The sequence below is a fragment of the Flintibacter faecis genome, from assembly GCF_014287875.1.
GTDB classification, from domain to species: Bacteria; Bacillota; Clostridia; order Oscillospirales; family Oscillospiraceae; genus Lawsonibacter; species Lawsonibacter faecis_A.
In genome coordinates this window covers 97,602-122,411 of the sequence record NZ_JACOPN010000008.1, presented here as the reverse complement: position 1 = coordinate 122,411, position 24,810 = coordinate 97,602, and the positions used below count along the sequence as shown (strand labels likewise).

15 protein-coding genes are annotated in these 24,810 nt (G+C 58.8%); 7 read left to right on the top strand and 8 right to left on the bottom strand.

What is annotated here, in order from left to right; translation table 11 throughout:
* Window positions 1-48: 48 nt before the first annotated feature.
* Genes H8S55_RS11570 through H8S55_RS11555 form a run of 4 tightly spaced genes read right to left on the bottom strand, consistent with a single transcriptional unit; the run spans window position 49 to window position 4,603 of the window.
* Window positions 49-1,107, bottom strand: a complete 1,059-nt coding sequence (locus H8S55_RS11570; protein ID WP_147561977.1) for a protein-glutamate methylesterase/protein-glutamine glutaminase — start codon at window positions 1,105-1,107, stop codon at window positions 49-51.
* Between the two features lie 23 nt (window positions 1,108-1,130).
* The gene (locus H8S55_RS11565) at window positions 1,131-1,997 is read right to left on the bottom strand and encodes a CheR family methyltransferase (RefSeq protein ID WP_366467909.1); all 867 of its coding nucleotides are present in this window, start codon (window positions 1,995-1,997) and stop codon (window positions 1,131-1,133) included.
* A gap of 8 nt (window positions 1,998-2,005) precedes the next feature.
* On the bottom strand, window positions 2,006-2,500 hold the full coding sequence (locus H8S55_RS11560; RefSeq protein WP_243200589.1) for a chemotaxis protein CheW: 495 nt from the start codon (window positions 2,498-2,500) through the stop codon (window positions 2,006-2,008).
* 18 nt (window positions 2,501-2,518) lie between these two features.
* Window positions 2,519-4,603: a chemotaxis protein CheA gene (locus tag H8S55_RS11555; RefSeq protein WP_186879083.1), complete on the bottom strand. Its 2,085-nt coding sequence runs from the start codon at window positions 4,601-4,603 to the stop codon at window positions 2,519-2,521.
* Between the two features lie 109 nt (window positions 4,604-4,712).
* Between H8S55_RS11555 and H8S55_RS11550 the strand changes: the two genes are divergently transcribed.
* The 7 genes from H8S55_RS11550 (at window position 4,713) to H8S55_RS11520 (ending at window position 18,005) form a co-directional block, all read left to right on the top strand.
* On the top strand, window positions 4,713-6,143 hold the full coding sequence (locus H8S55_RS11550) for a hypothetical protein (protein WP_186879082.1): 1,431 nt from the start codon (window positions 4,713-4,715) through the stop codon (window positions 6,141-6,143).
* Complete coding sequence (locus H8S55_RS11545; protein ID WP_186879081.1) at window positions 6,130-6,438, top strand: EscU/YscU/HrcU family type III secretion system export apparatus switch protein; 309 nt, start codon at window positions 6,130-6,132, stop codon at window positions 6,436-6,438. Before H8S55_RS11550 ends, H8S55_RS11545 begins: the two co-directional genes overlap by 14 nt.
* A 19-nt stretch (window positions 6,439-6,457) precedes the next feature.
* Window positions 6,458-7,096 carry a PilZ domain-containing protein gene (locus tag H8S55_RS11540; RefSeq protein WP_147561969.1) on the top strand — a complete coding sequence of 213 codons (639 nt, stop codon included), beginning with the start codon at window positions 6,458-6,460 and terminating at the stop codon, window positions 7,094-7,096.
* A complete protein-coding gene (locus H8S55_RS11535) occupies window positions 7,093-12,075 on the top strand; it encodes an S-layer homology domain-containing protein (protein ID WP_186879080.1) in 4,983 nt (1,660 codons plus the stop codon). The genes H8S55_RS11540 and H8S55_RS11535 overlap by 4 nt, the downstream gene beginning before the upstream one ends.
* Before the next feature lie 85 nt (window positions 12,076-12,160).
* Window positions 12,161-15,136, top strand: coding sequence for an S-layer homology domain-containing protein (locus H8S55_RS11530; protein ID WP_186879079.1), 2,976 nt, complete (start codon window positions 12,161-12,163; stop codon window positions 15,134-15,136).
* 184 nt (window positions 15,137-15,320) lie between these two features.
* Window positions 15,321-15,716 carry a bacteriohemerythrin gene (locus H8S55_RS11525; protein WP_186879078.1) on the top strand — a complete coding sequence of 132 codons (396 nt, stop codon included), beginning with the start codon at window positions 15,321-15,323 and terminating at the stop codon, window positions 15,714-15,716.
* A 936-nt stretch (window positions 15,717-16,652) separates the two neighbouring features.
* Window positions 16,653-18,005, top strand: coding sequence for a sensor domain-containing diguanylate cyclase (locus H8S55_RS11520; RefSeq protein ID WP_186879077.1), 1,353 nt, complete (start codon window positions 16,653-16,655; stop codon window positions 18,003-18,005).
* A gap of 92 nt (window positions 18,006-18,097) precedes the next feature.
* Here the strand turns inward: H8S55_RS11520 and H8S55_RS11515 are convergent, their stop codons facing one another.
* The 4 genes from H8S55_RS11515 to H8S55_RS11500 form a co-directional block, all read right to left on the bottom strand.
* Window positions 18,098-18,766, bottom strand: coding sequence for a PilZ domain-containing protein (locus H8S55_RS11515; RefSeq protein WP_186879076.1), 669 nt, complete (start codon window positions 18,764-18,766; stop codon window positions 18,098-18,100).
* 185 nt (window positions 18,767-18,951) lie between these two features.
* On the bottom strand, window positions 18,952-21,519 hold the full coding sequence (locus tag H8S55_RS11510) for a response regulator (protein WP_243200588.1): 2,568 nt from the start codon (window positions 21,517-21,519) through the stop codon (window positions 18,952-18,954).
* The gene (locus H8S55_RS11505) at window positions 21,509-22,309 is read right to left on the bottom strand and encodes a substrate-binding periplasmic protein (RefSeq protein ID WP_186879075.1); all 801 of its coding nucleotides are present in this window, start codon (window positions 22,307-22,309) and stop codon (window positions 21,509-21,511) included. The genes H8S55_RS11510 and H8S55_RS11505 overlap by 11 nt, the downstream gene beginning before the upstream one ends.
* A gap of 92 nt (window positions 22,310-22,401) precedes the next feature.
* The gene (locus H8S55_RS11500) at window positions 22,402-24,807 is read right to left on the bottom strand and encodes an HD domain-containing phosphohydrolase (protein ID WP_366467903.1); all 2,406 of its coding nucleotides are present in this window, start codon (window positions 24,805-24,807) and stop codon (window positions 22,402-22,404) included.
* Window positions 24,808-24,810 lie beyond the last annotated feature (3 nt).

The following is a 24,810-nucleotide window of genomic DNA, read 5'->3' as shown; positions in this document are numbered from 1 at the left end:
GCTTTTCGCGTCTCGTGGCAGCAGCTTTATCCATGTGGTCATCCGTTCTCACGCAAGCCCCTTCAAATGTCGGATGAGAACACCTGCGATGTCTTCGCAGGAGGCCTGCGTACAGACCGCACCGATGTCGTGAGCCACCATGGGCATCCCGTAGACTACGCTGGAGGCCTTGTCCTGACCAATGGTGTAGGCACCCTTTTTCCGCATGGCCAGCAGTCCGGCGGCGCCGTCCTGCCCCATGCCGGTCATGATAATGCCCACCATTTTGCACCGCACGGTCTCCGACATAGATTGGAACATGGCATCCACCGACGGGCGGTGTCCGCTGACCTTCTCCCCCGGCACGCAGGAGAGCGTGTACCGATTTCCGATCCGCACCACCCGCGCCTGTAAGTCCGCGGGAGCCACCAGTGCAAGACCGCGGTGGATCTCGTCGCCGTTTCGCGCCTCCCGCACCTCCATTTTGCAAAGGCGGTTCAAGCGCTCGGCATACATCTTCGTAAAGCCCGGCGGCATGTGCTGCACGATGACCATACCGGGGATGTCCTCCGGCAGACGCTTCATCACCTCCAGCGTGGCCTCGGTACCGCCGGTGGAGGCGCCCAGTCCGATCAGGACATTGTTCAGCGCGGGGTTGGCACCCAAGGGCGGAAAGGGCTTCGCGCCGGCTGCGTCCACAGCAGTCGGCGCGGCGGGCCGTGCCATCCGCACCTTGGCGGTGGCGGCAACGAGCACCTTCTGGGCCAGCGCCGTGATGAAGGCATCCCGATCTCCATGGTTCTGTGGTTTTTGGATAAAGTCCACCGCGCCGGCGTCCAGCGCGTCGAACACCCGAAGGTTCAAAGAGGAAACCAAAATCACGGGGACCGGGTGCTGGGGGATGTATTCCCGCAAAAACTCCGGGCCGCTCTTGCCCGGCATCTCCACATCCATAGTGACGACATCCGGCTTGAGGGCCGCGATCTTCGCCTTGGCATCCATGGTGTTGATGGCGCAGCCGATGATCTCAATGCGGGGATGGGTTGAAAGGCCCTGCATGATCATGCTGCGAGCCACCATGGAATCATCCACCACCAGCACGCGGATCTTTTGATTGATAATAGGCATAACTTGCCTCCAGTCTCCTTTGGCTATTTCTGGAATGTTGCCGTAGCCAGTCTGCGATAGGGCATATTGGGGCTCAGGTTCTCCGAGTAGCTGATGAGCAGATAGCCCCCGGGTACCGTAGCGTCGTAAAAACGGCGAACCAAAGCGTCCTTGGTCGGCTGGTCGAAGTAGATCATCACATTTCGGCAGAAGATCAGGTCGAACTTCCGGCGGAATGCGATGGGGTCCATCAGGTTAAAGGGCCGGAAGATCACATTGTTCCGCACGGCGGGGGCAACGGTGTAGCTGCCGTCCTTGTTGGCGGTAAAATACTTCTTCTTCCAATCCGAAGGGATCGTGTCGGGCAGGTCGTAAACGCCCTTCTGCGCCTTAGAGAGAGCCTGAGCGGAAATATCCGTGGCCAAAATCCTCGTGTCCCAGTCCTTAGCCTGATTGCCGAGGTAGTCGAACAGCAGCATGGAGATGTTGTACGGCTCCTCGCCGCTCGAACAGCCTGCGGACCAGATAGAGAGCACCTTGTCCCGCTGATGGCGGCGGACCAGCGCTGGAATGATGCTCTTATAGAAATAGTCCAGATGTTCCTGCTCGCGCATGAAAAACGTATAGTTGGTGGTCAGCTTGTTGATGACCAGCGTGACCTCGGATTCGTCCCGCTTTTCCAGCAGATGATTGACAAATTCGGAAAAGCTCTTATAGCCAAGCTTGCGGATGGTGGGGGAAAGCCGTCCCGTGATGAGCTGTTTTTTCTGCGACAGGTCGATGCCGTAAGAGGATTTGATGAAATCCACCATCCGTCGGAAATCCCCGTCGGAGATCGACATGGGGCCGAACGCCGCGCTCACGCCCGTTTCCTCAAGCACTTTGTCTTTATTCTTGTTCAGTTCGATCATACGCCGCTTCACTCGTTCCGCAAGAGCTGTCCGCAATCCAGCACCAGCATGGTGCCGGAGCCGTCCGGAATGGTGCACATTCCGGACACGAAGCGCTGCATACTCTGTGCCGGCATCGGAAGAATGCTCTCATCGTCGATCTCAACCATTTGATCGACCGCATCCACCAAAACGCCGATCTGCATATTGTCGTAATTGAGCACGATGAGCAGATTCTCTCCCTCGTTGTCGCTCTTGCCGAGGCGGCGGCGGATATTCAGCACGGGGATGATCTGTCCGCGCATATTAAAGATGCCGCAGACGTAGCTCGGCACCAGCGGCAGCGCCGTAGCGGTATGGCTGCTGAGGATCTCCACCACAAATTCGGCGTCCACGCCCAGCTTGAGATCGTCAATGACGAAGATGAGATACCGTCTTCCCTTGTCCTCCATTTCCTGCGTGGAGGTATCGCCCGCCTCGCCCTCGGGGCCGGCCATAACGGCGGTCTCTTTTTCGGTGTTCAAGTTCTTCACCCCATTTACTTAGTATCGGTTTTGCATCGCGGAGTACAGGTTGCCCACGTCGAGGATCAGACTGATGTTTCCGTCGCCGCGAATGCTGCATCCGGCAATGCCGTATTTTTTCATGTCAAAGTTATTCACATAAGCCGGCAGAGGCTTGACCACGATCTGCTGCTCGCCAAGCAGCTCGTCGACAAACAGGCAATAGGAATTGCCGCCGGACTCCAGCCAGAGCAGGATGCCCTCGTCGATATTGTCCGTTCCGCCCTCGATCTGGTAAAAGCGCCGCGCACGGATGACGGGATAATAGTTGTCCATCACCTTGATCATCTCGCCCTCGACGGAATCGTGCAGGATATCCGCCTCGGAAACCTTAAAGCTCTGGTTGATGTTCTTGATGGGAATGGTGAAGATGGTCTCGCCCACGGAGACCTCCATGCCGTCCATGATGGCCATGGTCAGCGGAATGTGGATGGTGGTGGTCATGCCCTTGCCCAGTTCGCTGGTGATGGACACGTTGCCGCCCAGATCCTCGATGCCCTTTTTCACCACGTCCATGCCCACGCCGCGGCCGGAGAACTCCGTCACCTCGGTGTTGGTGGAGAAGCCGGGCATCATCAAGAAGTTCAGGATGTCCCGGTGGGAATACTCCACATCGGGAGAGGCAATGCCGCTTTTGATGGCCTTCTTGAGCACCTTTTCATCGTTCACGCCCTGACCGTCGTCCTGAATGACGATGATGACCTCGCTGCCAGTGTCCTGGGCGGAGAGGATGATCTCGCCCACCGCGGGCTTTCCGGCGGCAATACGCTCCTCCTCGGTGTCCTCGATGCCGTGATCCATGGAGTTGCGGATCATGTGCATGATGGGATCGCCGATGCTGTCCACGATGGTCTTGTCCACCTCGGTGTCCTCACCGATCAGGGTGAGCTTCGCCTGCTTGTTGAGCTTTTTGCTCATGTCGCGGACGATGCGGTTCATCTTCTGGAAGGTGCTGGACACGGGGATCATTCGCAGGGACATGGAGATGTCCTGCAATTCATCCGTCAGCTTGCGGAGCTGGCGGGCGTTCTTGGAGAACGCGTCCAGATGCAACCCCTTCAGATCCGGAGAGGACGTGACCATCGACTCGGTAATGACGATCTCGCCCACAATAGCGGAGAGCTGGTCCAGCTTGCTGAGGTTGACGCTGATGAGGCTCTCCTTCTGGTGCTGCTGTGCTGCCGCTGCGGCCACAGGCGCGGACGCGCCGGGAGCAGGCGCCGCCGAGGCGGCAGGAGCGGCGGTTCGAGGCTCTTCTTTCTCCTCCACCTGCTTCGGCGGCTCATAGTCGTGCGGCTGATATGAGCGCACGGAGCCGGACGAGCGCACGGCCGGGATCGCCTTCTCACGATCCTCCGCGTGCTTGAACATGAGCAGGAAACCGTTTTCGATCACCTGCTCAGCGGTGGAGGCGTCATTTTCAATGCCCGCGGGCACAAAGAGGAAGTCGGATTCCGCGCAGAAGTCTCGAATCGCGGTGACGAGCATGAAGGCGCGGAGGTTTTCCATGCCGCAGCCCTCGTCGAAAAAGACGCGCAGGGCATAGGGGAAGTCCGCATTCCCGTCCTCCGTCGAGCCCGCCGGCACAGCCTCGCCCTTCTTTTCGGCAGGCGCGGCGGCCGCAGGAGCGGGCGACTGTTCGGCCCCCTCCGGCTCGCCCTTAATTTTGGCGATCAGACTATTAATATTTGCAAGGAAGCTGTCGATATTTTTATCAAGGGGCTGTCCCGCCTCGATCTTATCGATCTCCGCCCGGAAGTAGTCGATGGACTGGAACATCAAGTCGAACAGCGCGGGACGGTTTTCCTCCGACACGACGGACATCGTGTTCTCTCTTATGATAAAGAAAAGATCCTCGATGCGGTGAGAGATCGTCGTGAGCGTATCAAACTCCATCATGGCTGAGGAGCCCTTGATGGTGTGCATGATGCGGAAGATCTCGTTCACATTGTCTTGAGAAAAGGTGTCCGCCTTTTCCGCTTCGAGAACAATGCTTTCGAGCTGCTCAAGCAGCGTATTGGTTTCGTAGATATAAGTATCAAGGATGTCGTTTCCACTACCCATGGTCTATATAGCACCGCCTTTTTAACTTTTTTAACTTTCTTATTTATATCGACTAGAAAAGGCAAAAAGATAAGTGCCGTCGTCAACTTTTTTTGCGAGGTGAAGAAAAATGCCCGATCTCTTGGGCGCGACCAACCCCGTGCCCGGTTATGATAAATCCCTAAACAACAACCGTATACCCCAAACAGCGCCGGAAAACCCCCATATTCAAAACGCGCCGGACCTGAGCAAGGTCAACCGCGCCGATCGGCGGACTGACCGGCAGGACAGCAATTTGCAGGGCGACGGTCCCATTCGCTACGACTCGAATTTCCAGACCTTCCTCCAGCGGCTTCGCGCCGCTCCCTCCATGTCCGAAAGTCTCTCCCGCCTGTTCGCCGGTGAGCGGACGGTGGTGCTCTCCGGCATGAGCGAGGGCGTGGCCGCCGAGATGTCCAAAGCCTTTGAGCTGCTGGAGATGGATGAGGGGCAGCTTCTTGAGTTTCTCAAGGGGCAGATGCGCGCGGGCACCCGCTTCGGCGGCGCGCTGTTCGCGCTGCTGCGGGGGGCCTACGCCCGCGCCTCGTCTGATGCCGTGCAGACCGACATCCTCAAGTTTCTCAAAAGCTACGCCGACTTTTCCTCCACCGCCCATATCGAGGGCAACCTCCTGCGGGAACTGCGGGGCATGGCCGACACCATGCCCGCCAGTTGGGGAGCCAAGCTCCACGAGCTGCTGGCCCAGCTGGAAAACGGCATCGCCGCAGGCGACCGCGAGGGGAATTTGGCGCTGCTGCAAAAGGGCGTGATCCCCTATATGTCGGAATATGTAGAGCGCACCCACGATATGGGAACGCCCCGTGAGCTTTTGACCATGCTGACGCTGAATGTGGCCCGCTACCAGAACGGCTCTGTGGAAAATCTTCTGGAGCTGTTCCACCAGTTGGGCGGCTACGGTACGCTGAAGGGCCAGCTTGAAGGCATCGACGACCAGTCCCTTCTCATGCTGCTGAAGGGCGGCGCGGGCCGGGACGCCCGGGCCGTGCAGTTCGCGGATCACCTCTCCGCCGCCGCGGCTGCCGCCCTCCGGGGCGAGGGCAGCGCCGACGTGCAGCAGATCTTCCGCAACCTCGTCAGCGCCATGCTGGTCAACGAGAGCGTGTATATGCCCATCAACCACTACCTGCTCCCCTTGGAATGGAACGGGCGGATGCTCTTTTCCGAGCTGTGGGTGGACCCCGACGCGGAAAACGACCGCGGAGACGGCTCCGGCCGGAAGGAGCGCGGCATGAAGCTGCTCTTTAAGATCGATGTGCAGTCTCTCGGCTTTTTCGACGTGATCCTCACCACTCGGGGCAGCGAGGTGGAGGTGCAGGTGGGCTGTCCCGCCCGGGCGCTCCCCTTTGCCCAGCGCATCGAGCAGTCCCTGACCGACATCGTCCGCCGCAACGACCTGACCCCCGCCAAGGTTACGGTGCGACGCATGGATAAGCCCGTCACGCTGACGGAGGTATTCCCCAAGATCTTTGAGAAAAGGAGCGGTGTGAATGTCAGAGCGTGATCCTGCCTCCAGACCGGCCAAGCGGGCCGTCGCCCTGCATTACGGCGAGAGCGACACCGCGCCGGTCATTGTGGCCTCCGGCATGGGCTATCTTGCCGAAAAGATCGTGGAGGCCGCCGCCGACAGCGGCGTACCCATTTACGAGGACAATTCTCTTGCCACCATCCTCTCCCAGCTTCAGCTGGGGCAGGAGATCCCAGAGAGCTTATATCAGGTGATCGTCGAGATCTACGTCTACTTCCTCCAGTTCGACCCGGAGAAGCCGGACGGGGACGGCGCGCCGCCGCAGACTTGAGCCGGGAGGGCCGCGATTCATGGAAAATTTTCTGAAAAACAACAACGTGCTTTTGCTGGACAGCGTAAACGAAACGCTGGGCAGCGCAAATCTGCTGACGCCCTCAAGCGGCGAGACGCTTGAGATCCAAGTGCTGGGCGGAAAGGAAGACGAGGTGGCCAAGCACGAGGTTTTTAACCTCGTGGAGGTGGCGGGCAGCCAGCTCTCCCTCCAGTGCCGCCTGCTGCGCCGGTCCGGGGACCGCTTCGTGCTGGAGCGCATCGCCCTGCTGGACAAGTCCTACTGGCGCAACCTGCGGGTGCCCATCCGCTTCGCCAGCTTTATCTATCCCCTTCCCGGTGCCCAGTGGCAGGGCCGCCGGGCCATCAGCTCCATCGACCTCAGCTGCGGCGGCGTGGCCTTTTACTGCGCCCCGACGCTTCAGGTGGGAGACTGCTGCGAGATCGTCATTCCCGTAACGGTCCAGCCCGTTATCCTTAAATGCCAGATCCTACGCAGAAACGATCTGAGCGGAGAGCGCTGTCTCTACGCCGCGAAATTCATCGAAATGTGCCACGCGGAGGAGACCTTCGTGCGGGAGGCCGTCTTTCGCGTGCAGCTCAGAAGCCGTCCCCGCAAGGACAGCGCCAACGAAAACACGAAGGGAGAACAGGTATGAAAAGACCCCATATCCTCACCCGCATCACCAACGCCGCACGGCGCGCGGCAAGCCTTTGGCTGTGCCTCGCCGTTCTCTTTGGCGTTTCACTAACGCTCACCCAAACGGCGAAGGCCGCCTCATGGATGGACCCCTACCTCAACCAGATGAAGGAATGGGGCGTGATGAAGGGCGATGCCAACGGCAATCTGCACGGTGAGCGAGCGATCACCCGGGCGGAATTTGTCGTCATGCTCAACCGCGCCTTTGGCTATCAGGAGATGGGCGCAAATCCTTTCACCGACGTGCCGGACGACGCATGGTACGCCGATGACATCCGCATTTCCTATAAGGCGGGCTGTTTGCAGGGTACCTCCGCTACCACCGCCTCCCCGAATGCCCCTGTGACCCGTGAGCAGGCCGTTGCCCTTGTCGGACGCAGTCTGCGTCTGAAAAACACGCCCGGCTCCACGCAGAATTATCGAGACGAAAATCGCATCAGCACATGGGGCCGCGGCGTCATCCGTCAGGCGACCGACATGGGCATCATCAACGGCTATCCGGACGGTACCTTCCGCCCGCAGGCGCCGATTTCCCGCGGGCAGGCCGCGACCGTTCTCTCAAACGCCATCGGAACGCTGGTAAACCGCTCCGGCGATCATAAGGTTGGTAACGTTTACGGCAACCTCACCATCACCGTTCCCGGTGTCACCTTGAGCAACACCATTGTCACCGGCAACCTCTACCTCACCGGCGGCATCGGCCTTGACGATGTGGTGCTCAACAACGTCACCGTGGGCGGCAAGATCGTGGTCTGCGGCACCGGCTCCAGCCAGAAGGGCGAGAGCAGCGTGATCCTGCGGAACGTGACGGCAAACGGTCTGGAGATCGACAGCATGACCAACCAGTTCCTCAGCGTTCGGGCCGAGGGCCTCACCAGCATCAAGGATACCACCGTCCGCACCTCCGGCTATATCGAGGATCGGACGACGGACGGCAAAGGCCTTGCCCTCATCAAGCTGGACGGCGCGGAGGGCGCTCAATTCCAGCTGGCCGGCAACATCAAGGAGGTCATCAACCGCTCCCCCGCCTCCTTCCTGGGCATCGGCGGCGGCGTGGCCAATAAGGTGACGGTGGACGAGCGGGCCACCGGCTCCACCCTGAACATCGGCATCAACGGCACCGTCCGGGATCTGAATCTGGACACTGCCGCCACCGTGACCGGCAAGGGCGACATCACCAGCGCCACGGTCAACGCCAGCGGCTCCACCATCCCCATGCTGCCCGATACCATTGTGGTGCGCCCCGGCGTGACCGGCAACATCGGCGGCGCGGTGATGGACTCCGCCGCCGCCATCGAATCCTCCGAGGACCCCCGCCTGCTGGCGGGCTATCCTGCGGCGCGGAACGTGGCCCCCACCTCGGCGGACACCGTGTTCAGCGCCAACAAGAGCGGCACGATCTACTGGGCCGTCACCGCCCTGACGGACGGCTCCGTGAATGAGACCGTCCTGCTGAACCCCGCCACCTCTCATTCCGTGGTCAAGAGCGGCAATATCAAGGTCGCGGCCTCCAAGACGGAGCTGACCGCCAAGCTCTCCGGTCTCACCAAGGACGGCTCCTACTACATTTCCGCCATGCTGGTGGACGCCCGCGGACGGCACAGTCCCGTGAAGGTCACGGCCTTCACCACCCCGGATGACACGGTCCCCGCCTTCGCCGCCGGCTATCCCTACACCAACATGACCTTCTCCAAAACGGACACCGCCGGCAAGGAGCAGATCGTACAGGCCATGGTCATGCCCACCAAGGACTGCCGCCTCTATTACGCGCTGCTGCCCAAGGGTTCTGCCGCGCCTACGGCGGCCAACTTCAAGACCGGCTCCATCACCGGCAATCTGGGCTACGGCGTGATGGACGTGAAGAAGAACACGCCGCTGCTGATCCCCCGGGTGAACACCGCCTATCTGGCGGAGGAGACCACCTACGACCTCTACCTCTGGCTCAACGATGCCGACAACGGCAAGAGCTCCGCGGTGAAGAAGCTCTCCGTCACCACACTGGATACGACGCCCCCCGTCCTTCAGAGCATCCGGGTGTCCGACGTGGCGGCCCGCTCCGCCTCCGTGACCTTCTCGGTGAACGAGCCTGCCACCCTCTATTGGGCGGTGGTCAAGCACGGCGCGGACTTCTTTGCCAACGGCATCACAGACAAGGAGACTCTGGCTGCGAAGATCCAGATCGAAACCGGTCTGGGGGCCCTGAAAAAGGGCAGTGCCAACGCCTCCAAGGCCGCTGCCGATGTAAAATTCACCGTCAGCGGTTTGGAGGGGCAGACCTCCTACGACCTCTACTATGTGGTCAAGGACAAGGCGGGCAACTACAACGTCTACACCGGGGAATTTGGATTCCCCCTGCTCCTGAACACGCTGGACAACGAGCCGCCCACCGTCAAGCAGGAGTTCACCCACGACGGCACGGACAGCGGCAAGCTCCCCACCCCCTATCCCGACACCTCCATCCGCCTTGTGTTCTCCGAAAGCGTGAAGGGCAAGACCCAGGACGGCAGCGGCAAGCCCGTCTACAACGATTTCAAAAAGCTCTATGATGATACGCTCTCGGCCCCCGCGGATAAAAAGGCCGCCGCCCGGGAGGCGCTGGCGAACGCCCTGAGATCTCACATCAAGCTCTACTACCGGCCCGTCAGCGGCCAGCCTGCCCTGGTGGCAGAAAAGACCACCACTGCCGCCGACAACACCAACTGGGTCATCGACTACCGCTACGCCACCGTCACGCTGGACGCGGACAGCGGCGAGATGATCGTCACCTTCCCTTACAACAAGGATAAGCCCAAGGAGAGTGCCATCAACCTCTCCAGCGGCGTGACGTACTACTTCGAGCTCAGCGGCATCGTGGATACCTCCGTGGCGGAAAACGCCATGGCGGGCAGCCGGGGCGTGACCAAGCTGCCGGAATTCACCACCATCGACGCGCAGCTGGTGTTCTCCGCCGTGCAAAACAGCGGACAGCTCCCGGATACCAAGGGTGACCCGGATATGACCTTCCGTCTCTCCCCCGTCACTGCCGCCAGCGTCAACGAAAATGTCCTGTGGGACATGGTGATCTGGTCGAACAAGAGTCTCTCCTTTGAGCTCTATTCGCGCAAAGTCGGCACGACTAATTGGGAGCAGGTCAGCGGAACCAAGAATACGGTAGAGATCAAAACCAACACCTTCAACCCGCAGGTGGGCGTCACCCTCGCCGGCTCTCTCGGTCTTGATTGGCAGAAGCTCAAGGCGTTCACCGAAGACCGGGAATTTGCCATCAAGATCACCAAGCTGGAATCCTCCGAAGTGCGTGATAACTGGAGTGGCAGCGTATCCCTGTCCATCACGCCGGTGACCGGCACCGCGGAATCCCTGCGGAATCTGTCCAACACCCCCTTCCTGACACCGGACAGCTACAAGGAGTTCCAAAACAGCATTTATGCCGTCAAGGAGATCGGCGTCCCCGCGAAATATACGGTCTCCTGCAGCTTCCGGGATCAGAATGCCCCCACCTTCGACAACGGCACTCCCATCTTTACCGTCGGCGATTCCAGCGCCAGTATTGACATTCAGCTCAACCGTCCCAACACGCGGTTCTATTATGTGGTCACCCAGGTAGGAAAAATCTCCACCACTCTGAATGATAAGACCGTCATCACCGCCGACAACGGCAACTGGGACAAGCTGCCGAAAAACGGCGAAGGGTTGACGGCAGGCAACGTGGAGCTCCCCCGCGCCGATGCGATCACCAGCGGCACCTATCTGAACAAGGCGCCCACCTATATCGCCGGCATCGGCCGCTACGATGGTAGTCTGCAAACTGTCAAGATCTCCGGACTGGCAGCCAGCACGAAATACATTGCCTACTTTGTCCTGCAAGGCGAATCTGAGGAGTCTACCTCCGGCGTTTACGCTTTCCGCTTTGAGACTGCTGAGGTGGTGCGGCCCATTCTCTCTATCAGCGTGGCCACAACCACTGCCACCATCAAGGCGGATCGGGACGCGAATGTAAACTATATGGCCTTTACTGCGGCCAAGGCCGGAACGCCCTTCACAGATAAGTTGGAAACTCATTTGATAGGCGATGCGGAAAAGCACGATAAATGGTCACCCACTTATAAGAATCTCACACTTCTTGAGGCCATGCGCGAGAACGTCATGAACGGAAGCGTTTCCCTTGGCTCCGTGTTTGATTTCTTTGCGGATCAGTCTACCAAGGATCAAATTGCCGGCATCATCGCCTCCGGTCAAACCATCAGCTATAGCGTTGCCAGCGGCGATCTTACTCTGAAAGCCGGCAGCCTAACATCGAAGCCCATCGACTTCTCAAAGTATATGCTGCCAGGCGGTCGCTATTGGGTCGTGGCCGTTGGCAAGAGTCCCTTAGGCTCCGGCTACGCATTCAGCGCCAACGCCCCCCTCTACGCGGTGGATAACCAGCCCCCCAGAGTGCGGGCCATCAGCACCACCATCACCACCACCAGCGTATATAAGACTTGGGATGAAGCTGCAAACGCCAAATACAGCGGAACGCTTAAAATCGACTTTGACGAGAATCTGTATTTCCTCACAGAGGACAGTGATAAGCTATTGCAGGTCGTTGATAAGCCGTTGGCTGATGTGGATAAATTCGGCAGCTACACCAGCAGCACCACGATCATTGGCGCTCTTGACCCAAGAGCGCTGACGCAGAGGTATTTAGGCAGCAGCGACACTGCTCCATGCAGTTCACTGACCTTTGATTTTACCGACATCAAACGCGAAACCTCCATCACCTTCAATTCCGGTATTGCGGACAAGTCCAGCAACAGCGGCAAAGGAATGGGTACCCTAATCATTCGCCTAAATATCGTTGAGGATAACGGCTTCTACACCGCTAAATTCCTGATCGCCAACGGTGCTACCGAGTGGGACGCCACCGGCGGGAAGCTGACCTACGATCCCAAAAAATGATTTTCCCCAAATGATTTTCCCCAACGGGGGCGGGCGTCACCGCCCGCCCCCATGCTTTATTTCTGAAAGGAGTGCTTTTCTCCCCATGAGACGAACCACGCTCATGCGTCTGCGCGCCCTTGTTCTCGCGCTGGCGCTGCTTTGCGCCCTGACCCTGCCGGTGTATGCCGAGGACCCCGTTTCTCCCACGCCTACACCCACGCCTACACCCACGCCCACGCCCACGGTCTCCGCCGTGACGATCGACCCGTCCACGCCCGCTGCGCTGGATGTGGGCAAGAACCTGACGCTCACGGCATCCGTGACCTACGATACAGACACCACCGGTCCCTATAATACCACGCTGGATCGCACTGTCACCTGGACGAGCGCCAGCCCCTCCATCGCCACAGTAGACGACAAGGGCGTCGTCTCCGCCGTCGCGCCGGGTAAGGCCAAAATCACCGCTGTCTCAAACGCGAACAAGGAAAAGTCTGCCCAGTGCGAGGTGACGGTCTCCGGCATCACCCTCAGCAAAACCAGCCTCACGCTGCTGGTGGGCCGCACCGAGAGCCTGACCTACTCCGCCTTCGGCACCGCCGCAGACAAGGGCATCGTGTGGACGACCAGCAACCCCTCCGTGGCGGAGGTGTTCGGCGGCAGCATTTCCGCCCACTATGAGGGCACCGCCACCATCACCGCCACCGCCAATGGCACCGGCTACACCGCCGAGTGCAGCGTCACCGTGAAAAAGGACGAGGCCGAGGCCATCCGCTCCTCTGTGGACGGCACCGAACCCCTTGCCTTCTCCTCCTTCCTCTCCACCCTGCGCAGCCGCTGCACCGAAAAGACCGGCGGCTCGCTCAGCTATCTCAGCAGCATTTCCGTCTCCCCCAAGCAGGGCGTTTTGTACTATGGCTATGTCTCCGCCGACGCACCGGGCCACGGCGTAGGCGGCTCGGAGAAGTACTATTACGCCCCAGGCAGCGGGCAGGAGGGCATTTCCGACATTTCCTTTGTGGCCGCATCGGATTTCAACGGCACGGCGGAGATCGCCTACACCGGCTACGCCTCCAACGGCGGCTCCTTCCACGGCACGGTCCTCGTGAACGTCAGCGGCGACAGCGATGTGACCTACACCGCCTCCGCAGGTCGGGCGCTGACCTTCACCAGCGAGGAATTTATCGCCGTGTGCCAGTCCCGGACGGGCCGCAGCATCAGCTATCTCACCTTTGACCAGCCCAGATCCTATCAGGGTGCGCTGTATTACGATTACAGCACGGCCGCGCCCTTCTCTCAGCAGGTGAGCAGCGACACCCGCTACTATGTCACCAGCAGCCCCTCTCTGGACCGCATCAGCTTCGTCCCTGCCGACGGGTTTACCGGCACCGTGACGGTACCCTACCGCTGCACAGACAGCTCCGGCGGCACCTACAACGGCAGGGTGACCATTCGGGTCTCCGCCGCCAACGGCTCCACCGGCAGCACCGATGTGAGCTACACTACCTCCGTTGGCCGCAGCGTCTCCTTCAAGCCCAAGGACTTTAATGCCGCCAGTATTGACTATAACGGCACAAGCCTGGATTATGTCAAATTCGATCTGCCCGCCGCCTCAGAGGGTGTCCTCTATTATAACTACACGGACTCCGGCAGCTACTCCAGCCGCGTGGGCAGCACTACGCGCTATTACCGCAGCGGTTCCTCCCCGCGCATTTCGGGCATCACCTTTGTTCCCGCTGCCGGCTTCTCCGGCACCGTGACCATCCCCTATACCGGTTATCAAGACTCCGGCAGCTTTACCGGCCGCGTAGTCATCCGCGTTTCCGGCGACGACGGCGTTGTCAGCTACACCACCACGCGGGGCAAGACAGTATACTTTGAAGCCGCGGACTTCAACGATCTCTGCCGCCGCGATCGTGGGCGCAGCTTCAGCCGCATCCGCTTTGACCTACCCTCCTCCTCGCAGGGCACGCTGTATTATAATTACGATAGCGCTTACAGCAGTTCAAAGGTCTCTGCATCGACCAACTATTACCGCAGCGACAGTCCCGGTGTCTCCGATGTGTGCTTTGTCCCTGCCAGCGGCTTTACCGGCGTGGTGTCCATCCCCTTCCGCGGCTATGACGACGGCGGCTCCCGTTGGTCCGGCACAGTACGCATTGCGGTGGACAGCGCTTACGGTGCGGAGGTCGTGCGCTATTCGATCTCGCGGGACGGCTATATTCGCTTTGACGCGGACGACTTCAACGATGCCTGCCGTTCTATCGTCGGTGAACGCCTGAACTATGTCCGCTTTGAGCAGCCCTCCGCGCGCCGCGGCACGCTGTACTCCCAATACAGCGCCTACGGCAAAGGCAATGTCGAGCTCTCCTCCTCGGTAAACTGCTATCGCAGCGGAAGCGGCCGCCTGATCGACGATGTGACCTTTGCCGCAGCCACCGGCTTTTCCGGAACGGTCACCATCGACTATACCGGCCGCAGCACAAACGGCAGGACCTATACCGGAACGGTGGAGATCACCGTCGGCACCAGTGCCTCAGCACCGGGCTTCCCCCTCACCTTCAGCGATGTCAGCCCGACAGACTATTACTACGAGCCCATTCGTTGGGCCGTCTATAACGGCATTGCCGAGGGCGTGAGCCAAACGCGCTTCGGCGTAAACGAGCCATGCTCACGGGGGCAGATCGTGACCTACCTTTGGCGCGCCGCCGGCAGTCCGACGCCGCGCAGTACAGGCAGTCCCTTTGTGGACGTGCTCCCGGGCAGCCAATACTATCAAGCTGTGCTCTGGGCGTTCGAGCGTGGGATCACAAGCGGCACCGGTGCCAATACCTTCTCTCCCGAGATGACCGTCAGCCGGGCGCAGGCCATGACCTACCTGCACCGCAGCGCCGGCCTCGTTTCCTCCAGCTATTCTATGTCTTTTTCCGACGTGAGCAACGATGCCTACTACGCTCCCGCGATCCGCTGGGCGCTCTCCCGCGGCATCACCAGCGGAACCAGCGCCACCACCTTCTCCCCCAATGCGCCGTGTACCCGTGCGCAGATCGTCACCTTCCTTTACAGATCCAGCCTCCGCTAACGGGATGCCGGAGTGAACGCCAAAAAGGCTTCGCTGTATATTGACATTTTTCATGGACGGTGATAGACTCGGTCTTGTGGAACAGCGAATCTAGCGTTGCGTCTGCTTGCGGTTGCCCCGCGCGCAAGGGTGCATATCTGCAAGCTGTTTGACCGATTAACAACAGAGAAAGGAACTGTGTACTATGAAATACGAATTGACAAAAGAATTGGAAACCGGAAACTCAATCATCGACGGAGAGCATCGGGAACTGTTTCGCGCCGTCAATAACTTGATGGATGCCTGCGGAAAAGGGCAGGGGCGCGCCGCTCTGGATCCTACCATTAAATTTCTGCTGGACTATGTGGACAAGCATTTCGCCCATGAGGAGCAGCTCCAGGCTAAGAGCAATTATCCTGGCATTACCGCACATAAACAGTTTCACGCGGCTTATAAGACGAAGCTGCGTGAAATTGCCAACAAGATTCCGGCTGCCGGCCCCAGCATCGCGGACTTGGGCGCGCTGAACGGCCATATTGCCGTTTTGGTGAACCATATCAAATCCGAAGACAAGCGGCTGGGCGCTTTCTTGAACAAGTAAGTCCGGCGAAGCCACTTTTTCGACAAGCTGACAGCATTGTAACCACCGGAATGACTGGTGGTTACAATGCTGTTTATTTCACTTCCTGATTGATGCGTTTTCCCTGAAAATCCGCGGAGGTCATCGCCGTGCCCTCCCGATTTATGATCTGGAAGCTGACCGTAAAGATATTGTCCTTGAACGCTATCGAAAAGTCGTTCCCGATCTTCAACCCCTCTGGGTATCACTCCAAATCGGCGCCGCTCTGTCCTCCCGCGTCGGGGCACAAAAAACGTTCCTCCGGGAAGCGCGACCGCTCGGCAGTTTTACCAAAATTCAAGGCTTGAACGGCAGCACTTTTTCTAAATATAGACAGAATACTACTATTTAAAGCTCATATTATGCAAGAAAATAATCGAAAAGTCAAGAAATTTTATTCGTCAATCTGTCCAATATACGATTGGACAGATTGGCGATATTTACACAAATTTGAGGAAAAACCCTTGACATATCCGCTTCACTGATATATATATATATATATATGAGACTGTCAAAAAAGCCTGTCATTGCGAGGCCGATTCCCCTTGTCAAGGGGAAATGTCCCGAAGGGACAAAAGGGATAGGGCTAGCTGTCAGCGAAGCTGACTGAGGGATTCCGTTCTTAGGACAGCTTTCTTGTGGTCGGAATCCTTCCGTCACGGGCTGCGCCCGTGCCACCTCCCTTTCACAAGGGAGGCTGCTGGATGGGGATGCGGCGTACCCCTTGCGGGTGCTGCGCTCCTCGGAATGACAGAAATGGGTTTATTGACACGCTGATATATATATAACGTAATGTGCAGTGACCAACGCTGCCCATTTTTTTGCCCTTTTTTACGGCGAAGGCGGACGGCTCGCTTGATGCCGAACGATACGACAGGGCTGTCGTTTTTAGAGGCCGGAGGAGGAGACCGAACGGAAATGGCCAAATCAAGAAATGTCTGTCAATTTTTCCAAAATTTAGATGAGCTTGTGTACGCGGCGGATATCGAGACCCACGAGCTTGTCTACCTGAATCAAAAGGCACTGGATGCCTTCGGGCTGAAGTCGCTGGACGAGATCAAGGGTAAAAATTGCTACGAGGTGCTGCAAAACAGCGCCATCCCCTGCGGGGTCTGCAACAACGACAGGCTATGTGTCGGGCAGTTCGAGGAGTGGCGTTACTATAACCCTGTCATCGAAAAATACTTTATCCTGAAGGACACGCTGATCGAGGACTCGGAAACGAAGCGGAAGTACCGGATCGAGATCGCAGTCGATATTACGAAGGAGCGTGTGCAGGATCAGGTCATCCAGCTCTATCGGGATATTGAGGCCTTGGCCAACGAGGGTCTGAAAAAGGCCATCGCCGCAGAGTCGCCGGACGAGAGCATCAATATCATCTTAGAGCATCTGGGAAAGGCGCTCAGCGGCGAGCGGACCTACATTTTCGAGAAAAACGAAAACGGCGGCGACGACAACACCTACGAATGGTGCGCGCCGGGCATCCATCCCGAGAAGGATAACCTGCAAAACCTACCGCCGGATGTCTGCGCCAACTGGTACAGCAACTTTGAGGACGGAAAGGCCATCATGATCCCCGATCTGGAGGAGACAAAGGAGACTGACCCGCTGCAATACGAAAACCTCAAGCGGCAGGGCATCCATTCTACTGTGATCGTCCCCCTGTACGACAAGGGAAAGGTCATTGGCTTCTGCGGCGTGGACAATCCGCCGCCGAAATTTTTGGAATACTCCCACGATATGCTCCAGATCGCGGCAGCCTTCCTGCTCTCCTGTCTCAAGCGGAGAAAGCTGCTGAATAAGCTGCTGGAGCTGAGCTATAAGGACGCGCTCACCAAGCTCGGCAACCGCTTCGCCCTGACCGACTTTGTCAATCAGCTGGATCCGACGCAGAGCGTTGCCGTTGTGTACTGTGACGTTACGGGCCTCAAGCAGATGAACGACACGCAGGGGCATGAGGCGGGCGACGCGCTGATCCTCGATGCCTGCGAATGTCTCAAACAGGTATTCGATAGCAGTTGCCTGTTCCGCATCGGCGGCGACGAGCTGCTGGCAGTTTGCCCGAACGTTACTCAGGCAGACACCGATGCGCTGGCGGCACAGCTGCGGGAGGTCACGAGGAAGCATTCCGTGAATTTGGCGATTGGCTCAGTCCGGATGGAGACACTGGGTGACGACCTGTTCCGCGCCGTGACGGAGGCGGAACAGCTGATGTATGCGGACAAGGCGGAATATTACAAAAAGAGCGGCATCGATCGCAGACGGCGCTGAGCCCCTCGACCGGCCCAACGGAAATAAAGCGGGTGGGAGCAAGGAATTCCTTGCTCCCACCCGTTTGCTTTTTGTTTCAGAGAACGGCGCTGTTATCGGCCGTTCCTGCGGCGGATCTCGTCGCGCTGCATCAGAAAAATCTCCCGCACCATCCGCTCCTGCTCCTTCCTGCCGAGGTCGATGAAGCGGCAGCCGTGAAAGTATCTGCCGTCCTGCTCGCTTGCCCGCAGGACCTTGCACCGCAGGAAAAAGGGCAGGTGATCCGGATAAAACCGGATCTCTCCCAGCTGCACGGTGGCATTGACGGGAAAGCGATGGTCGCAGCAGAACAGCACGCCGCCGATGCTGATGTTCACCACCGCGCACTGCTCCGTGCCGACGGCCACACATTCCTCCTCCGTCTCCTCCTCCGGCTCCTCCCCCGGCCTATTCGGCAGGCGGCGGGCCGTCGTCACGATGGCGACGGGATGGCGGTAATTTTCCCGCTTGTTGAAAATACTGAATTCCGAGATCTGCCCGATCTTCCAGAACAGCGGCGTGCTGCCGAGCACCGTGCCGCAGAGTATGAGGATGTTATCATCCTTCTTGTACCCCTTCAGCCGCACGCGGCTGTTGTAAACGACCGGCGGCACCTCGCTGCCCTCCGCGTGGGAGACCCAAATACATTCATCGTCCTTCTTGCTGATAACGCCTTTGAAAAGCGGCGTTTGGTTCTCTGAAAGCATCTCCAGCCGCATACCGACCTTCAGCTCCGAACTCACCCAATTATGCTCCGCCAGCGCCGAGCACCCCCCTGATCAGCTTGTTTTTACGCAGCGTGAGCGCTCGCTCCTACGCCGCAAAAACATAAATGCTTATTTTACTGCATATTATACTCCCTTTCGCCCGCTTTTTCAAGAGGGAGCGAAAGGGAGTATGTGTAACGAAACCGCCGTCGGCCAACGCGCTACTTCGTCAGCTCCGACAGGATACGAAATAGGAGCTTCACATCAAGCGGCTTGGCGATGTGGCCGTTCATACCGGCGCTCATCGCGCTCTTCTTGTCCTCCTCAAAGGCGTTTGCCGACACGGCTACGATGGGAACGCCCGCCTTTTCCTTGTCCGCAAGCGCGCGGATGCGGCGCGTGGCCTCGTAGCCGTCCATCTCCGGCATCTGAATATCCATCAGAACCAAATCGTACCAGTTGGGGGCGGCGGCCTCCACCTTCTCAACGGCGACGCGGCCGTTCTCCGCCGTCTCCACCGTAAAGCCCGCCTCCTCCAAAATGGTAGTGGCGATCTCCAAATTCAGCTCGTTGTCCTCCACCACCAGCAGCCGCTTTCCGCTAAAGTCACGCTTCGGCTGTGCGGCGTCCTTCTCTTCCGTGCCAAACGGCTTTGCCAGCACATCCCGCAGCTCGGACATGAAAAGCGGCTTGGCGCAGAAGGCCGTCACGCCTGCCTCCCTCGCCTCTGCCTCCATATCGGTCCAGTCGTAGGCGGTCAGGATGATGATGGGCGTATCGTCTCCCACGACCCGCCGCACCTGACGCACCACCTCCACGCCGTTCATATCGGGGAGCAGCCAGTCGATGAGGTAAACGCTGAAAGCGTCGCCCTGCTCCATCGCGTCTCTCGCACGGATGACCACCTCCTTGCCGGAGATGGTCCATTCGGGCCGCATCCCGATGGAGCGCAGCATTTTGCTGACATTCAGGCAGGTGTTGGTGCTGTCGTCCGCCACCAGCGCGCGAAGGCCCTCCAGCTGCGCGATCTGCCGCGGCTCCCACTTCTCCCCGCTGATGGGGAAGCGCAGAGCGACCACAAATTCCGTGCCCTTATCCGGCTCGCTCTCCACGGAGATGGTGCCTCCCATCATCTCCACAAGGCTCTTTACAATGGACATACCCAGACCGCTGCCCTGAATTTTGCTGACGGTGGTGGATTTCTCTCTGGAAAACTGCTCGAAAATGTGCCGGCGGAATTCCTCGCTCATGCCGATGCCGTTGTCGCGGATATGGAACTCATAGTCCGCCAAGCCCTTGGGCGAGGCGGGCTTCTGCTCGATCCGCAGGCTGACGGTGCCGCCGGCGGGCGTGTATTTCACGGCGTTGGACAAAAGATTCAGCAGGATCTGATTGAGCCGCATAGGATCGGCGATCACATCCTCGTCCACAACGTCAACGGTGTCGATGAACAGAGACATCCGCTTGGCGGCCACACTTCCCTGCACGATATCACGAATATCGTGTACCAGCTCCGGCAGATGCACCGTCTTCGTTTCCAGCGTGGTCCGGCCGCTTTCGATGCGGCTCATATCCAGCACATTGTTGATGAGGGAGAGCAGATGCCGGCTGGCGGTGGAGATCTTTTTCAGGTGCTCCATCACCTGCTCCTTGTTATCGATGTGCGCGGCGGCCAGCGAGGTAAAGCCGATGATGGCGTTCATCGGCGTTCGGATGTCGTGAGACATATTGAACAGAAATTCCCGCTTGGCCTGATTTGCCGCCGTCTCGTGCTGGACAGCCAGCTCCAGCTCGGCGTTCTTTTGCTCCAAAGACAGTCGGTAGGCCCGCTCGGCGTTTGCCTGCTGCATTTGGTACTTTCTTGCGGAGCGCCATTGCAGCAGATAGACCATCGCCAGCACCACAAGGTAGGCAATGAGGGTCACCGTCACACTGGAGGGCGTGACCTTATAAATCTGGTCCACGGGCAGATAGACATAGAGATAATAGTCCCGCCCGTGGCTGTACATTCCGTAACAGCGGGTGCCGTTCTCATCAAGCCCCGCGTCCACCAGCTCGTCCGGCCTTCCGCTCTCCCGAATGGCGAGAAGCAGCGGATCATCCGCCAGCTCCGTATTCAGCAGCTGAGGGTCATTGGCAGCCACCACCCGTTTCCCCTCCACCAGCACCACCGTCCCCGCCAGCCTGCGCCCATAGCCCCGCAGCAGGGTCTGCACGGAGATCGTGGACTTATCCGCAAACTCCGCTCTGGTGTGGCAGTAGGCGACGACGATGCCGCGTTCGTCCGAGGAGCGTTGGATGGCGGTATCGGCATAGGAGCCGTCCGCCAGATAGATCCGCTTGATGTAGGTGTTCTGCGGATAGGCCAGCACATTCGCCAGCCGCTCCGGCGCGATACCGGTGCGAAGCTCCTCGTAGCCCACGCCGTCTGTGGTGTACTCGCACAGCAGCTCGCACTGTGCGTCGAGCACCGAAATGCCCGTGACCAACACATCCTCGGCGCGCCGGTGAAGCGTCTCCTCATCGCAGTCCATGGGGATGCCCGCCAGCCGCGTAAGCGCGCTGGCTTCCCACACGAGCGCCTTTGCCATGGCGATTTTATTGTATTTCGAGTAGCTGCCGGCCTGCTCCTTGACGAACTCCACGGTCATGCTCATTCGACGCTCGCAGCTGCCCAGATCCGACCGACGGGCAAAGAAGTACACGGCGGTCAAAAGAAGAACACCCACCGTAATGCAGATCAGCCAAAACGCCCCCTTGGTAATAGGCTGGTTCTTCTCAGCGTCCAAGGGTCTCCACCTCCAAATAGCTCTCCGGATGCTCTATGTATTTGCTCACGATCGCAAGCATTGTGCCGTCCTGCCGCATTTCTGCCAGCGTTTTGGTCAGCTCCCCCGCCAGCCCGCGGGTATCGTTGTTGGAAAACGCCACGCCGATCCCCGCGGTCAGCAGCGGCGGAGCCAAAAAGCGGAAATCCGCGCCGTAATCCTCCATATACTGTGTGATCGCCTCCTCATGGGCGGCGATGGCATCCACATAGCCGCTCTCCAGCGCGGCGTACTGCACGCTGCGGTCCTCAAGGCTGAATACCGCCTTCACCTCTGGAATATCGTCGGTGGGACGGGTGAGAAAAAGCTCCTCCGGCTTGGTGGTGGCCTGCACGGCAATGCTCCTGCCCGCAAGGTCCTCGATGGCTTGGATGTCGCTGTGCCGATTGACCGCGACCACCTGCCGGCTGACCATGTAGGGTCCGGCCCATCGGTAGTCCTCCTCCCTTCCGTTCATGGAAAAGCAGCCCCAGATGCAGTCGATCTCTCCGGCGTCCACCAACGCTTTTTTACGCTCCCAGTCGATGGAGGTAAATTCCGCCTCATACCCCATGCGGCGGAAGGCCTCTCGGGCAAGCTCCACATCAAGGCCGGTGATGTCGCCGTTGTCGTCCATATAGACATAGGGCGGATAGGTATCGCTGCCGATGAGGAGCTTGGGCAGCGAGGTGTCCGGCTGCCGCGCGCCGCAGCCGCAAAGCGCTCCCACGGCTATGAGACATGCTAAAACCAATATCACACGGCGTTTCATTCGTTTCCCGCCCCCGATCTTTATTTATCCTTACTCCCTCCGCTCAGGTCGGATCAAATTTTCCGATGCGTCCATATCATTTGAAGCCGCTTTTAGCTCCGCAGGGCGCCCGCACCCGCTCTCGCGCGATGCTTCTCCTTGTCCTCATACATCAGGCAATCCGCCTGCCGGACGGCCTCCCCCAGGGGATGCACACCGCTGACGCCGCCGAAGCTGACGGACAGGTGCAGCTCCGGATACTCCGGAAGCGCAATATGCTTGACCGCATCTTGAATTTCGGTCTTCTTTCTCTCCAAAACCTGCTTGTTCATCTGCGAGAACAGGAGCAAAAATTCATCGTCGTTATACCGAATCAGGATATCCGTATTGCGGATGCAGGCATGGATCGTCGCAGCGACCCCCTTCAGCGCGGCGTCGCCCGCCTGATGGCCGAAGGTGTCGTTCACCTGCTTGAAGTTGTCTACATCCACGATAGCCACACAGCCCATGCCCTCCAAATCGGAGCGGTGTGTCTCAAAGTACTGTCTGGAATAGGCCTTGGTAAGGGGGTCCATGAACAGCTCCATGTTTTCCCCTCGACCGCAGTCGAGCAGAAGCCGGCTGCCGTCGGCGTCGATCCAGCGCCCGTCCTTCAATTTTGAAAACATCTCCAGAACGCAGGGAACGCCATTCAGGCTCAGATACTTGGAAATAACAAAGTATACGTCCGTGTCGGTGAATTCGAGCTTATTCAAGGTGGTCTTTTGTGCGAACGCCCGATTGGAAATGCAGTTTGCGCAGCCGATGCCGCAGTTGCCCCAAAATGCCGCACAGCTGCCGCCCGTCGGATGGAGCCTGCCCTGCTTGTCCAATTCCAGCACAGAATGGGAGATGGGGTCCACCAGCCGAATGGCATCGAAAATCGTTTTCAGCCGCCGAATCTCCTCCGCAATGCGCGAAGCCCCCTCTGCCGCCGCGCCCGCGTTTGTATCGGTCACCATCAGCGGCTGCTTTGCGGAAAGCTGCGGATCGGTCAGTTGTCCCACGGCGCCCACATAGTGGTCTGGGCGGCGCTCGGACCACAATGTCCGCACCCGCAGATCGCACCAGTGCTTCTCCTCTCCGCAGGGCAGGAACATACTCATGGTGAACTCCGGGTTTTCCTTCGTCGTTTTCTCCATAGCCTCCTGCAGGCGGCCGATGTCCTTTCTGCCCATGAGCTGGAATTCCTCTAAATGAGAAACATTCTTCACAGAACGGCGGTACTGGGGCGGCTTGTCCCAGTCGGTAATATCCACCAGACCGGAAATCGCATCATATTCAAACTCGATCCCGCCGTTGCACGAAGCGAAAAAGTCGATGCGCTCCTGCATGGATTCCAGCAGACGCTGCATCCGCTCGTTTTTCGGCATATCGGCCTGAGAGAGGACCTCGTCGGACAGACGGCTGGCCTCAGACCAGTAGGGATACGCCTCCGCAGGACGACGCGCGGTCGTGCGAAGCTGCGGTGCGATCTCCGTCAGGCATTCCAGCAGCAGCGGGTTGAACGCGCCGCACTCGCCGTTGAGGATCATCTTGATCGCCGTATCCTGCTCGATGGCTTTTTTGTAGCACCGCTCGTTTGTCAGGGCGTCGTAGACGTCCGCCAGCGACACTACCTGCGCGGAAATGGGGATCTGCTCTCCCCACAGCCCGTCAGGATAGCCGTGTCCGTCCCAGCGCTCATGGTGCCAGTGGCAGATCTCCAGCGCGTAGCGGAAGAGCGGCTTGTCCTGCCCATAGGGCATATCCTCCAGTATCCGCGCGCCGGCGGCCGCGTGATCCTTCATGATCTCAAATTCCTCTGCCGTCAGCTTGCCGGGCTTGTTCAAAATCTCCTCGGGCGTGGTGATCTTGCCGATGTCATGCAGTGCGGCAGCCGTCTTGATCATGGTGATATTCTCCTCGGAGAGAGGATAAATATCGGTCTTCTGCACCAGCTTATGAAGCAGCAGCTCCGTAATGGTGCGGACATTGCGAACATGCTCTCCGCTCTCGTGGTTGCGGAATTCCACCACGCGGCTGAGGATCTCGATCATCAGATCGTTGCTTTCCTCTTTTTCATATATCTGCGCGGAAACCAGATTCATCAGCCGCTTCTGGTTGGCGTAGAGCCTGAGCGTGTTTTCTACTCGGTGGCGCACGATAAAGGCGTCAAAGGGTCTGCGGATAAAATCCGTGACCCCTAACATATATGCCCGCTCGGTAGCCTCCTTGCGCTCCTCCGCGGAGATCATGATGACGGGGACCTCCTTGATCCAGCGGAAGCGGTCCATCTGTTCGAGCACCTGAAAGCCGTCCATCTCTGGCATGTGGATATCCAGCAGCATCAGATCGACCGTCAGATCCTTTTCCAGCAGTCGGATCGCCTGCCGCCCGTCGGTAGCCTCAATGTAATGATACTGATCTCCCAAAATGTCCATCAGCATCATTCGATTGAGCTCTGAATCATCAACGATCATTAGCGTCTGCTGTTCCACGCT

Excerpts from the sequence above, each read along its gene's own strand:
- H8S55_RS11570 (WP_147561977.1), bottom strand. The coding sequence starts at position 1,107 with ATGCCTATTATCAATCAAAAGATCCGCGTGCTGGTGGTGGATGATTCC.
- H8S55_RS11565 (WP_366467909.1), bottom strand. The coding sequence starts at position 1,997 with ATGATCGAACTGAACAAGAATAAAGACAAAGTGCTTGAGGAAACGGGC.
- H8S55_RS11555 (WP_186879083.1), bottom strand. The coding sequence starts at position 4,603 with ATGGGTAGTGGAAACGACATCCTTGATACTTATATCTACGAAACCAAT.
- H8S55_RS11550 (WP_186879082.1), top strand. The coding sequence starts at position 4,713 with ATGCCCGATCTCTTGGGCGCGACCAACCCCGTGCCCGGTTATGATAAA.
- H8S55_RS11545 (WP_186879081.1), top strand. The coding sequence starts at position 6,130 with ATGTCAGAGCGTGATCCTGCCTCCAGACCGGCCAAGCGGGCCGTCGCC.
- H8S55_RS11540 (WP_147561969.1), top strand. The coding sequence starts at position 6,458 with ATGGAAAATTTTCTGAAAAACAACAACGTGCTTTTGCTGGACAGCGTA.
- H8S55_RS11535 (WP_186879080.1), top strand. The coding sequence starts at position 7,093 with ATGAAAAGACCCCATATCCTCACCCGCATCACCAACGCCGCACGGCGC.
- H8S55_RS11530 (WP_186879079.1), top strand. The coding sequence starts at position 12,161 with ATGAGACGAACCACGCTCATGCGTCTGCGCGCCCTTGTTCTCGCGCTG.
- H8S55_RS11525 (WP_186879078.1), top strand. The coding sequence starts at position 15,321 with ATGAAATACGAATTGACAAAAGAATTGGAAACCGGAAACTCAATCATC.
- H8S55_RS11520 (WP_186879077.1), top strand. The coding sequence starts at position 16,653 with ATGGCCAAATCAAGAAATGTCTGTCAATTTTTCCAAAATTTAGATGAG.
- H8S55_RS11505 (WP_186879075.1), bottom strand. The coding sequence starts at position 22,309 with ATGAAACGCCGTGTGATATTGGTTTTAGCATGTCTCATAGCCGTGGGA.